We start from the raw sequence: 12,251 nt of genomic DNA, 5'->3' as shown, positions 1-12,251 counted from the left end.
ACTGACAGTCACATGGTTGTCGTGGATTTACGAGGGCATGGAATAAATGGTAGAGATACTGCATCTGCTCTGGAGAGGGCTGGTATAGTATGCAATAAAAATGCGGTGCCGTTTGATACTGAGAAACCATGGGTCACTTCTGGAATAAGGTTAGGTTCCGCTGCAGAGACTTCCAGGGGGTTGGGTAGGACGGAGTTTGAGAAGATAGGTGCGCTTGTTGTGAAGGTGATAAACGCTCTTGCCAGTCACCCTTCAGAAGAGTATATGCAGTCCATAGAACGTGAGGTTAAGCGTGAGGTTGTAGAAAATCTTGTGCGCGCTTTGCCAATGGGTTGTTGTTAATAAAAAGTGGGTATTTATCATCAGATGTGATGCGAAAGTAGAATTTATAGGGAGTGTTCCTGATGGTAAGTGGGAGTACATCTACTAGGGGTCTTGCATACGAAGCGTTCGGTTTAGTTGCTGCTCTGGTTGAAGAGATGGATTCTGGCGGTGAGTTGGATTGTGATGTTTCTGAGGGTGCGGTAAAGATAGAGAAGGATGGTATAGTGTACTTAATCAGTTGGCACGAGCCCTCTTCTCAAGTGTGGGTTGCTTCTCCTAGAAGTGGGTCCGTGCGCTTTGTCTATAGCGAAGATAGAAAATTGTGGATTGATGAGCAGGGTAGAGGAGAGCTGATGGACTTTATAAAGGAGGAAGTGGGCGTGCTTTTTGGATTATCCTTAAAATAGGCTACATAGATGCGCGTACTGATGTCTTACATTAGGCCTCATTTGTGGTATTTCCTACTGGCGTATGTCGTTGTCATAATTTCTTCTGGGGCAATTATGGCGTTTGGGAAGGAGCTCAGCGTCATTGTGGACTCCGGGCTTATGTATGGGGCTCAGAAATACTATACCCTCGCTGTCGTACTACTGGTGGTTTCTATCATATCTGTGAGTGCTTTTTTTCGTTTGTGGTTATCCACAATGGGGGCGGATCGTGTGGTGTGCAGCATAAGAAAACTGCTGTATGATAAGATCATACACATATCTCCTGCTGCGCTTGAAGATGCGAGTGTTGCTTTGTTTGTGTCGAGGCTTATTACGGACACCACTATTTTACGTACCATACTTTGTGGCAGTCTGCTCATGATTTTCAGGAATGTTACCATCATGATCGGCAGTATTGTAATGCTGGTTCATACAAATCCAGGATTGGCTGCGCACAGTGCGATTGTGTTGCCTGTACTTTTGCCCATTGTCGCCTTTTTAGGTAGAAACGTAAGGGGTGCATCACTAGCTTTTCGCCGTAGCATGGATAAATTGACTCATTTTGGAGAGGAGACATGCAGGGGTATTTACACTATACAATCACTGGTTGCTGAAAATATAGCAAGTACTCAATTTTGTAACTTGCTTGATGAAGTTTCAGCAGCTTCTTCTAAACATGTACTGCAGCGTGCCACGGTTGTCTCGTTGGCTGTTTCAACTATCACGGCTTCTGTAGCTATAGTGCTGTGGGTGGGCGTTCAAGCCGTTGTTGATGATAGTATTACTGCGGGGACATTGCTGACATTTGTGTTTTATTCTGTGCTTCTAGTTGGATCTATGGGGGGCATAGGCGACAATGCACAGGAGTTGAGAAAGGCCCTGGAGATTGCTAGGGACATAACCGATTTATTAAATATGGATTCTTATACATCGGGTATTGATAAGTCTAACGTTGATATATGTGAAGTAAAAGAATCCATAGAGTTGAATAATGTATGGTTCTCGCACCGAAATAAGCCAGAAGTACAGATTTTTAAGGGAATAAGTTTTTCCGTGAAGAGAGGAGAAAAGGTAGCAATAGTAGGCCCTTCTGGCGTTGGGAAGAGCACAATCATCGATCTTTTACTCAGATTTTACGACATTAATGACGGAAGTATACTTGTTGATGGAGTTGATACTAGAAAAGTATCCCTGCGCAGTTTGAGATCTCTGTTTTGTCTTGTGCCTCAGGATTCTTTTATATTTTCTGGCACGATTCTCGATAACATAACTTACGGAATCGAAAAGTACACCGATGAGGAGCTGCAAGTGGCTATAGAAAGTGCAAGTCTTGGTGGGTTCATCCGTGATCTACCTGAAGGACTGAACACGTTGGTAGGGGAAAACGGAGCATGTATTTCTGAGGGACAAAAGCAGAGGATTGTTATCGCGAGAGCTATACTGCGTAAGCCTCAGGTATTGATTCTTGATGAATCCACTTCTGCATTGGATTCTGATAATGAACGAAAGGTTTTGACATCCTTGCATGAGCTGATGCGGGACAAAATTACCATCATGGTTACGCATAGGCTTTCCACAGTGGTTGATGCGGACAAAATAGTTGTCATAAACAATGGGCTTGTTAAAGAAGTTGGTACACACAGCGAACTTGTAGGTAGGGAGGACGGTCTGTACGCCAAGCTTTTCAGACTTCAAAGGGATACGGTATAATTTTTATCTGCCAAGAGTGCGGTTCTGGGATGATTACTATTACGATGGGGTTCTACTGTTTGTACTCATGACATGGTGAATGTAGTAAGGGTTTTTATTCAGAGTGGCCTTAGGTTTAATATTGGCAGTGTTGAAGTTGCGTTGTTCGGAAAGTTGTGTTGACTATATAGGTTATTGTGGTAGCCTTTTTCGGGGTTCCTTCCAATTTCTACGGGGTGTCTGAGTTGGCGTACGAGATTGTAGATCACGAGTATGATGTAGTGGTTGTAGGTGCGGGAGGGGCTGGTCTGAGAGCCGTCATGGGTATGACAGCTGCGGGCCTTTCTGTTGCCTGTGTATCCAAGGTTTTTCCTACACGTAGTCATACTGTAGCGGCACAGGGTGGCATCAGTGCTGCACTGGGCAACATCGCGGAAGACAACTGGAGGTGGCACATGTTTGACACTGTAAAGGGGTCTGACTGGTTAGGAGATCAGGATGCGATAGAGTACATGTGCAAAAACGCTATGCAGTCTGTTATAGAGCTGGAACACTACGGAGTGCCTTTTTCGAGAACCGAAGACGGTAAGATATACCAAAGGCCATTTGGTGGCATGACTACTGAGTATGGTAAAGGTAAGCCTGCGGTACGTACATGTGCAGCGGCTGACAAAACGGGGCACGCTATACTACATACATTGTACCAGCAATCCTTGAAGTTTAACGCGGAGTTTTTTGTCGAATACTTTGCTATAGACTTAATAGTTAGTGATGACAAGAAGGCTTGTCATGGGGTTATCGCCTGGTCTTTATGTGATGGCACTCTGCATAGATTTCGTTCCCATGTAGTTGTTTTAGCTACAGGAGGATATGGAAGGGTCTATTTTTCCGCAACAAGTGCTCATACTTGTACTGGTGACGGCGGGGGAATGGTTGCAAGAGTTGGTCTACCTCTTGAGGACATGGAATTTGTACAGTTCCATCCTACTGGCATATACGGTTCGGGATGCCTAATCACCGAAGGGTGTAGAGGTGAGGGTGGTTATTTGCTCAACTCGGAGGGGGAGAGGTTCATGGAGCGTTATGCTCCCAAGGCAAAGGATCTTGCGTCCCGTGACGTTGTTAGTAGATCCATGACTATGGAAATACGCGAGGGTAGAGGTGTGGGTGAGAAGAAGGATCACATATACCTATCAGTAGCGCATCTTGATCCAAAGGTTATACATGAGAGGTTGCCTGGTATTAGCGAGACTGCAAAAACTTTTGCTGGTGTTGATGTGACCAAAGAGCCCATACCAGTGCTTCCTACGGTGCACTACAATATGGGTGGAATACCCACAAATTATTACGGAGAGGTTATAGGCTTACAGGGAGAAAGCGGTTATGGTGCAGTTGAAGGCCTTTTTGCCATAGGAGAGGCCGCGTGTGTCTCTGTGCATGGTGCAAATCGTTTAGGGTCTAACTCGTTACTAGATTTGGTTGTGTTTGGAAGAGCAGCTGCGATCAGGGCTAAGGAGATTATAGGTTTGGGGCTGCCTCATAAGCCAATCAGGAAGGACCTAGAAGAGGGTATAATTGATAGGTTTGACAGCATGCGATTTGCTTCCGGTGGGGTGAAAGTGGCTAAAATTAGAGATAGCATGCAACGCGTTATGCAGGAACATGCTGCGGTATTTCGTAATGCTGAGGTTTTGAACGAAGGAAAGCAAAAGATCAGGGAAGTTGCTTCTATGATGGAAGATGTTTCAGTCACTGACAGGAGCATGATCTGGAATAGTGATCTTGTAGAGGCTTTGGAGTTAGCTAATATGATGCCTCAAGCTGTCATTACCATGGACTGTGCCGCTAATCGTCAGGAGAGTAGGGGTGCTCATGCGCGTGAGGATTTTCCAGAGCGTGATGATGAGAATTGGATGAAACACACGATGGCGTGGTATGACTGTAAGACCCACGATGTTAAGATAGATTACAAGGATGTTGTGGTGCACACTTTGACAGATGAGGTGGAGTATTTTCCTCCTCAGAAGAGAGTTTATTGATTTGGTTAGTTTAATGTTTCAGTACACTTTACCCAAGGATTCCAGGGTAAATCACGAAGGAAAGGTCTATAACGAGACCGAGGGGGCCAAGCGAACTAAGCGTTTCAGGGTATACAGATGGTCACCGGATTGTGATGAGAATCCTAGGCTGGACACGTTTTACATTGATTTGGACAAATGTGGGCAGATGGTTTTGGATGCCCTTATAAAGATCAAGAATGAATACGATTCCACCCTTACTTTCAGAAGGTCTTGCAGGGAAGGGATATGCGGATCGTGTGCCATGAACATAGATGGCACCAACACTTTGGCATGTACAAAGTACATTTCTGATGTTAAGGGAGACATTAATATTTATCCCCTTCCGCACATGCCGGTTATAAAAGATCTGGTGCCTGATTTAAGTAATTTCTATGAGCAATACAAGTCCATAAGTCCGTGGCTGAAATCTAAGGGGCCTAGATCGGACAAGGAAGAGCATCTGCAAAGTATTGAGGATAGAAGCAAGTTAGATAGAGTGTACGACTGTATTTTGTGTGCTAGTTGCAGCACTAGCTGTCCTAGTTACTGGTGGAACTCTGACAAGTATCTAGGACCTGCCGCGTTACTTCAGATGTATAGGTGGCTTGTGGACAGTAGGGATGAAGCCACAGATGAGAGGCTTGAGTTTTTGGATGATGCGTTTAAGATGTACAGGTGTCACACGATAATGAATTGCACCAAGACTTGCCCTAAGGATTTAAACCCTGCTAAGGCGATAGCGAGTATAAAACAGATGATGATGAGAAGATTGGAGCTGTAGGTAATGGAAGATAGTGAGGCTACTAGAGTTACTAAGCGTGTTGTGGTGCCTGAGCTTGAGGAGATATTGTACAAAGAGCACAAGGTCTTAGATCATGGGTTTGTGAGAGTTGTGGACTATATGGGTGCTGATTCTGCAATTGTTCAGGCAGCACGTGTTTCATATGGAAAGGGTACGAAGAAGTTAAGCCAGGATGCTGCGTTAATAGGCTATTTAATGAGACATGCGCACACGTCTCCGTTTGAAATGTGTGAAATAAAGTTTCATATCAAGTTACCGATTTTTGTTGCTAGACAGTGGGTTAGGCACAGGACCGCGAACATAAATGAGTGTTCTGCACGATATTCTGTCCTGGAGAACGAGTTTTACATCCCAGAGGAGAGTCAAGTTAGAGAGCAGGCTACGGACAATGCACAGGGTAGGGGCGAACCTCTTGGCGCTAGCACCGTGCAGAGAATTCTTACGCTGTTTAATGATAACGCGGCAAAGATGTATAATGACTACGAAGAAATGCTAAATCACGGCCTTGCCAGGGAATTGGCTAGAATGAATCTCACGTTAAATTGCTACACTCACTGGTATTGGAAAATTGATCTGCACAATTTACTCAAGTTTATAACTTTAAGGTCTGCAAAGGGTGCGCAATATGAGCTGCGTGCCTACGTGGAGAAGATATCGGAGATCGTTAGTGCTTGGGTTCCCATATCCTATAAGGCATTTGTAGACTACTGTTTAGAGTCTAAGACCTTGTCCAAAAACGCTATTGAGGTTGTCAGGGCGATGCTGAGTGGCAAAAATGTATGCAGAGAAGATACAGAAATAGGCAAGAGAGAGTGGAATGAGCTAATGAGCGTTTTGTATCCGGAAGGTAAGTAGTATAGAAACTTGCAAAAATTGAAGTGTGTTTGTGGCAATTGCTGGCGTATGGGCGTTCAGCATGTGGGAATAATCCAAAATTGACATTTGTTTATTTATCCCTTTTACACGCAAAATTTTATGTGTTCTTTTTTTTCTAGAGAAGTTTCAGGTTAAATCTGTTAATATATATGTGTACCGGAAAGTTGGATGGTACCATTTTAGCTTTAGGGATAGAATTTGTGGGAGGAGTCTTCGCGCTTATCGTTGTTATAAGTGCTATATTAGTTTGCGATATATCCTATGATATGTATGCTCCATCTCTTCCTGAGATGTGCTCTTATTTTGGTGTTAGCCAAACAATCGTACAACTTACTGTTAGCATGAATCTTTTTGGCAGTTCGGTTTCTGGATTATTCTACGGGCCGCTATCGGACTATCATGGCCGTAAACCTATGATGCTCTTGGGCATCCTGCTTTTCGCCATAGCTAGTGTTGGATGTTGTTTTGCCAATAATGTAATAGTGCTCATAATATTCAGGTTTATACAGGGAATGGGAGCGGGTGTAGCAGGTGTTGTCGGCTATGCCATAGTGAATGATGTTTACAGCGGTGAGGAATCTGCAAAAAATCTATCATTTGTCAACATGGTTGTGGCCCTTTCTCCGGCCATCGGTCCTGTAATAGGTAGTTACGTTATCGCTATGGGCTACGGCTGGAGACTCATATTTGTATTTATGGCTCTGGGAGCGGCGGGACTACTTTTGATGCTCACATTATTCAAGGAAACAATACAAAATAGGCTTACAAAACTGGATACTGTGTCGGTAATTAAGGGATACGTAGCGCTCCTGAAGAATGGTAGATTTTTAAGTTTTGCACTTATACAAAGCCTAACAATTATGTGGGTATGGTCTTCGCTTGCGAATTTGCCATTTATCTTTATGGAGGGAATGCATTTTCCTGTTAAAGACTATGGATATCTCGTAACGATAAGTGTCATATCGTACATTATCGGCACGTTTGTTAATAGAAGACTTGTGGGAAGAGTAAGCATTAGAAACATGATTATCACAGGTTTGGTACTAATAATCATTCCTGACGTGATAGTAATAATTTGCCACCCTCTGTACGCACTAACCCCTCTAATTATAGAGTTGATATGGGTGCCTTCATCATTTGGGATCGCATTTGTGACCAGTAATAGTATGGCTTTGGCGTTTAAAGAGGTGGACGATAAAGGAACCGCGTCAGCGTTTTTAGTTTTCATACAAACTGTACTAGGCGCATTTGGTATATACGTTGCTGGAAGATTCTATAATGGTACGGTAATTCCTGTGACTATATTACCAATAGTATGTTCTGTGATTAGTATATGGCTTACAATGGCCGTTTACAAGACGACTACAGGAACACAAACAACTCACTAGGGGTTATAAGCAACAAACTAGGTGTAGTTGTTGGTCATTAGATATTCTAATGCTTTGGGAGTGACGATTCTACCTCGCGGAGTGCGCTGTATAAATCCTATTTTGAGCAAATAAGGCTCTATTGTTTCCACGATATTGCCCACGTCTTCAGACAAGGCTGCAGCTATGGTTTCTATACCGACCGCAGTTCTCGCTTCGAATAAAAACTGTAAATACTTTATATCCATATTGTCTAGCCCCATACCGTCTACACCGAGGTTGCGCAGAGAGGAATCTGCAAACTCTGCATCAATCTTGCTACCTCCCTCAACGGTCAGAAAATCACGCACCCTCCGGAAAAGCCTGAGTGCAATTCTAGGTGTCCCTCTTGACCTTGAAGCTATCTCTTGTGCCCCGCTGTCATCAATATTTGTGCACGTGATTCGTGCAGCGCGCTTGATAACAAGGACCAATTCATCAGGGGAATAAAACTCCAGGTGCAGCGGTATGCCAAACCTGTCCCTCAAAGGATTGGAGATCAACCCAAACCGAGTTGTCGCACCTATGAGAGTGAAACGTGGCAAATCTATCCTGATGGTTTTTGCACCACACCCTTCTCCCACTACTATGTCTAAACAGCAATCCTCTAGGGCGGGGTACAATATTTCCTCTATGTTTTTGTGAAGTCTGTGTATCTCATCTATGAATAAAACGTCCATAGATTGTAGATTAGTCAATATTGCGGCAAGGTCTCCGGCTTTGCTCAGCAGAGGCCCAGAAGTTGCTCTAAAATTTACCTTCAATTCCTTCGCAATTATGTGAGCAAGCGTGGTTTTTCCAAGACCGGGAGGTCCGTAAAGTAAAACGTGATCAAGAGGTGCTCTCCTTTCGTAAGCGGACTTTATAAACACCTCAAGATTTTCCACAACTTTACTCTGCCCTATAAACTCATCCAACAAATTAGGACGTACGGTAAGAGCTCGGTCATCTTCTGGAAGTGCGGTCCCTTTGTGTAACCACTCACTCACTGGGACAACTCCTTGAGTGCAAGACGCAAAGTTTCAGATGTAGGGTGAGACGTTCCAACCTTCTTCAGGGCGGATAATACCCGCATCTTGTCATATCCTAGGCTTATAAGAGCGGACATAGCATCAGATACTTCTTCTGGAGATTTACTTTTCACTGTGTCAAACTTCATCTTCTGAACTTGCGGAGCGAGTTCGGCGACAATCCTGCTAATCAATTTTTCTCCCACTCCACCAACTTTTAAAGCCCTCTTATCTCCATCGACTATCGCAGTGTACACTTGCGGTGCAGTTAGCTTATCCAAAATCAATGAAGCAGTCTTGTAATTTATGCCATTAACCTTAACTAGCAAGCGCATGCAAGTCTGCTCTTCCTGGCTTTGAAAGCCGTAAAGCTGCGCAATATTTTCCCTTGTTACATATGTTTCTATGTAGAGCCTTATTTGATCATTGCGCTTACAGTTTTGTAGAACTCTGTAGGGAATTCTAACCACATAGCCAACTCCGCCTACTTCCAGCAGTATCTGGCTATTTTCAAGCATTTCCCCAATTGTACCGGTCAAGCTGCCAATCATAGCGCTTCTCCGTATAGACTTGACGTCCTTGATTGCACTTCACGCATGGCAACCAACGTGGATATCCTCGCCATTGTTAGGACAATGCAAAGCATTGTGAAAGCTACAAACATCAATATCAACGGGAAAAGCATCTCACTATCTACCGCTATTCCACCTTTCCTTATAATACTGGAGGGTTGGTGTAGCGTAGCCCATATGTTCACAGAAAACTTCACAATAGGCACATTCACAGCACTGAATAGGGAAAATAGCGCTGTGGTTTTTGCCGCCCTGCGTTGGTCCTCAAATACGTTCCATAGCAATATATATCCCAAGTATAGGAAAAGTAGTAGCAACATAGATGTTAGTCGCGCATCCCATACCCACCACGTACCCCAAGTATGCTTGCCCCAGATATTACCTGCCACAAGGCACACAAGAGTGAAACACGCTCCAATAGGTGCTATAGCACGCGAAAACGTAGCACCCACGAGGTTTCTTTTGACCAGCGATACGAAACTAGAGACTGCGATAAGAAAGTAAGTGCCTAATGATATCCATGCTGAAGGAACATGAAGATACATTATACGTACCAAATCACCTTGCATGTAGTCAGGAGGTGATGCATGTAGAGAGTAATACAGCCCAACCACTAAGAAAAACGCACATGAGCAAAAACCGTACCGCAACACTGACTTAGTAGCGCTACACACAAAGCTATGCATGCTCACCTGCGAACCGTAACACACCCAGGAGGGTAACATAGTTATCATCCCAGGACAATTAAGATTTATTGCCGTGTGTGATTCTTCATACTTACACGGCCTATCGACTAACTTTATTGTCAACAACGTGAAGGCACTCTGTATTTCGGAAGAATTTTTCAGGTGTGCACGTAAATTCACATGCAAAGAAGTCACTAGCTAGCGTGGCAGTTGTATATTTTTACATGGAAAGGGGCGGATTTGCTTGGAGCTGTGCGTTTGGTATGCACGATATTTCGCATTATGATTGAATATTTGAATATGTTAATGGTATAACGGTATCCCGAAAGTGCTTATATGGACGTGAATATAAAAACTGAAGAACTTAGAAGTGAAGGGCTGGTATTAGTACTATCCTCTCCATCTGGCTGTGGAAAGACAACGGTAGCAGGCGTCTTGCTTCGTGACGAGAGGAACAATCTTGTGCGTTCGATTTCTGTTACTACAAGGGCACCGAGGGCAGGTGAAGAGAATGCAAAAGACTACTTTTTTGTCAGTGAGGAAGAGTTTCTAAAGTTGCGAGACTCAGGCAAGCTTATCGAGCATGCTAAAGTGTTCGACAACTACTATGGCATACCAAGAGATTTCGTAGAAGAAAACAGGAAAAAAGGTGTAAACACGCTGCTAGTCATAGATTGGCAAGGCGCATTGAAGCTCATGAAAATTATGAGAGAATCAGTAGTAAGTGTGTTTATCATTCCCCCTTCCATGGAGGAATTACGTAGAAGGTTGCACAACAGAGAGAATGGTAGAAGCGTAGCAGTTGATAGTAGGCTACGGGAAGCTCCTTTTGAAATTACCCATTGTTACGAATACGATTATGTAATAGTAAATGAAGAGATTGGCGATACCGCGGACAAGATAGGCTGTATTTTACGCGCTGAGGGTATGAAAACATCAAGGCAAACGCTGCTTAGTAGGTTCATTAAGGAGAACTTCTCTGTATTGCCTAGATAGTATTTAGTGCTTCACTTTGTTTTGTGGGTTATCCCCTCCTGGTTTGTATGGATTTGGTGTACTGTGAGTAACATAATAAATGGAAAATTGATTGCGGAGAGGTTGTTAGAAAAATTGAGCGAGGTAATTACCGATCTCAAGCAAAATCATGCTCTGACTCCATCTTTAGCGGTTATTATTGTTGGTGAGAATCCTGCGAGTAAATTATACGTAGGCAATAAGCAAAGGAAGGCTGATAGCCTTGGACTCAATGCCGAGACCATACCCCTGCCAGAAGATGTCACCCAGGAAAAGCTGTTACGCGTAATTGCTAGGCTAAATGCAGATGAGAATGTACATGGGATTTTGGTGCAGCTTCCTCTACCCGAGCATATCGATAAGTTCATGGTGATAAACGCCATAGATCCAGATAAGGATGTTGACGGATTTCATGATACTAATTCGGGTAAGTTATTGAATGGTCAAATGGACTGCATGATACCGTGTACCCCTCAGGGCTGTATACACTTAATAAAACAGGTAAAACCTAGTTTGGCGGGTGATAGAGCGGTGGTGATTGGTAGGTCAAACATAGTTGGCAAGCCTGTTGCGCTGCTACTGCTGTATGAAAATTGCACGGTTTCCGTACTGCACTCTGGTACTAAAGACATCGAGAATCACTGCAGAAACGCGGATATAATAGTGGCCGCGGTAGGCAAGGCGCATTTCGTCAAGTCGGAGTGGGTTAAAAAGGGTGCCATAGTAATAGATGTGGGTATAAATTTGAACAAGGATCCCGATCCCGGTAAGAGCCAATTTGTAGGAGACGTGGATTTCGATAATGTTAAAGATGTCGCTGCGGCAATAACTCCAGTTCCAGGGGGAGTAGGCCCCATGACGATTGCGTTTCTCATGATAAACACCGTACTTGGTGCATGCAAAAGATTAGGAACGGACAAATACAAAAGTGTAAAAAGTTCGTTATTGCAGTGAGTACGTTTATAGTTTAGATTACTAGCAAGGGCGGTTAGCTCAGTTGGTAGAGCGCCTCGTTTACACCGAGGAAGTCAGCAGTTCGAGTCTGTTACTGCCCACCATCTGCCAGCTGTACAAAGGCAGGGATCTATCGTAATCCACATTGATACACTCTAGGATAGTTGCTTATATCCTAAAAATTTCTTAAGCAGATTAATACTAAATTAACGCCATAAGTTAATAAATTTACTTTTAATACGTTAACTCATATGGCAAAAAAAAGATATTTATCAGAAGACCTTAGTACCGATGATTTAAGTCTTTCGGATGATGGGAGTTATGTAAGCTTCTCAGACTCTGATGATGAGAGCTATGTAAGCTTCTCAGACTCTGATAATGAGAGCTATGTAAGCTTCCCAGACTCTGATGATGAGAGCTATGTAAGCTT

General features: G+C 43.6%; 11 protein-coding genes, 1 tRNA gene and 1 pseudogene. 10 read left to right on the top strand and 3 right to left on the bottom strand.

All coding sequences use genetic code 11. The features are described 5' to 3' along the window. The 7 genes and pseudogenes from glyA to R4I06_RS03290 all read left to right on the top strand — a co-directional run. Positions 1 to 342: pseudogene (glyA, locus tag R4I06_RS03320) on the top strand (serine hydroxymethyltransferase); the annotation flags it as partial. 62 nt (positions 343 to 404) lie between these two features. Further along, a complete protein-coding gene (locus R4I06_RS03315) occupies positions 405 to 731 on the top strand; it encodes a frataxin domain-containing protein (protein ID WP_334414130.1) in 327 nt (108 codons plus the stop codon). Positions 732 to 740: 9 nt separating this feature from the next. After that, the gene (locus tag R4I06_RS03310) at positions 741 to 2,462 is read left to right on the top strand and encodes an ABC transporter ATP-binding protein (RefSeq protein ID WP_334414129.1); all 1,722 of its coding nucleotides are present in this window, start codon (positions 741 to 743) and stop codon (positions 2,460 to 2,462) included. Positions 2,463 to 2,677: 215 nt separating this feature from the next. Then, positions 2,678 to 4,480, top strand: a complete 1,803-nt coding sequence (gene sdhA, locus R4I06_RS03305) for a succinate dehydrogenase flavoprotein subunit (protein ID WP_334414131.1) — start codon at positions 2,678 to 2,680, stop codon at positions 4,478 to 4,480. Between the two features lie 13 nt (positions 4,481 to 4,493). After that, a complete protein-coding gene (locus R4I06_RS03300) occupies positions 4,494 to 5,282 on the top strand; it encodes a succinate dehydrogenase iron-sulfur subunit (protein ID WP_334414128.1) in 789 nt (262 codons plus the stop codon). Positions 5,283 to 5,285: 3 nt separating this feature from the next. Further along, the gene (gene thyX, locus R4I06_RS03295; RefSeq protein WP_334414127.1) at positions 5,286 to 6,158 is read left to right on the top strand and encodes an FAD-dependent thymidylate synthase; all 873 of its coding nucleotides are present in this window, start codon (positions 5,286 to 5,288) and stop codon (positions 6,156 to 6,158) included. Positions 6,159 to 6,328: 170 nt separating this feature from the next. After that, entirely contained in the window at positions 6,329 to 7,567 is a 1,239-nt protein-coding gene (locus R4I06_RS03290) for a multidrug effflux MFS transporter (RefSeq protein WP_334414126.1), read from the top strand. Between the two features lie 17 nt (positions 7,568 to 7,584). On the opposite strand, the gene ruvB is transcribed toward R4I06_RS03290, so the two are convergent. The 3 genes from ruvB to ccmC are packed head-to-tail and all read right to left on the bottom strand — an operon-like array spanning position 7,585 to position 9,853. Further along, entirely contained in the window at positions 7,585 to 8,574 is a 990-nt protein-coding gene (gene ruvB, locus R4I06_RS03285; RefSeq protein WP_334414125.1) for a Holliday junction branch migration DNA helicase RuvB, read from the bottom strand. Next, positions 8,571 to 9,146, bottom strand: a complete 576-nt coding sequence (ruvA, locus tag R4I06_RS03280; RefSeq protein ID WP_334414124.1) for a Holliday junction branch migration protein RuvA — start codon at positions 9,144 to 9,146, stop codon at positions 8,571 to 8,573. Before ruvA ends, ruvB begins: the two co-directional genes overlap by 4 nt. Continuing rightward, a complete protein-coding gene (gene ccmC, locus R4I06_RS03275; RefSeq protein ID WP_334414123.1) occupies positions 9,143 to 9,853 on the bottom strand; it encodes a heme ABC transporter permease CcmC in 711 nt (236 codons plus the stop codon). The genes ruvA and ccmC overlap by 4 nt, the downstream gene beginning before the upstream one ends. A gap of 336 nt (positions 9,854 to 10,189) precedes the next feature. Here ccmC and gmk point away from each other — a divergent pair, with 336 nt between their 5' ends. The 3 genes from gmk to R4I06_RS03260 all read left to right on the top strand — a co-directional run bounded on the left by gmk (position 10,190) and on the right by R4I06_RS03260 (position 11,925). Beyond that, on the top strand, positions 10,190 to 10,849 hold the full coding sequence (gene gmk, locus R4I06_RS03270) for a guanylate kinase (protein ID WP_334414121.1): 660 nt from the start codon (positions 10,190 to 10,192) through the stop codon (positions 10,847 to 10,849). Between the two features lie 63 nt (positions 10,850 to 10,912). Then, a complete protein-coding gene (gene folD / locus R4I06_RS03265) occupies positions 10,913 to 11,821 on the top strand; it encodes a bifunctional methylenetetrahydrofolate dehydrogenase/methenyltetrahydrofolate cyclohydrolase FolD (protein ID WP_334414120.1) in 909 nt (302 codons plus the stop codon). A gap of 28 nt (positions 11,822 to 11,849) precedes the next feature. After that, positions 11,850 to 11,925, top strand: a tRNA-Val gene (locus R4I06_RS03260). The last annotated feature ends 326 nt before the right edge of the window (positions 11,926 to 12,251 follow it).

Source organism: Anaplasma bovis (assembly GCF_036903315.1).
GTDB classification, from domain to species: Bacteria; Pseudomonadota; Alphaproteobacteria; order Rickettsiales; family Anaplasmataceae; genus Anaplasma; species Anaplasma bovis.
Note: the sequence above shows the minus strand (reverse complement) of the source record. Positions and strands in the feature narration are given on the sequence as shown.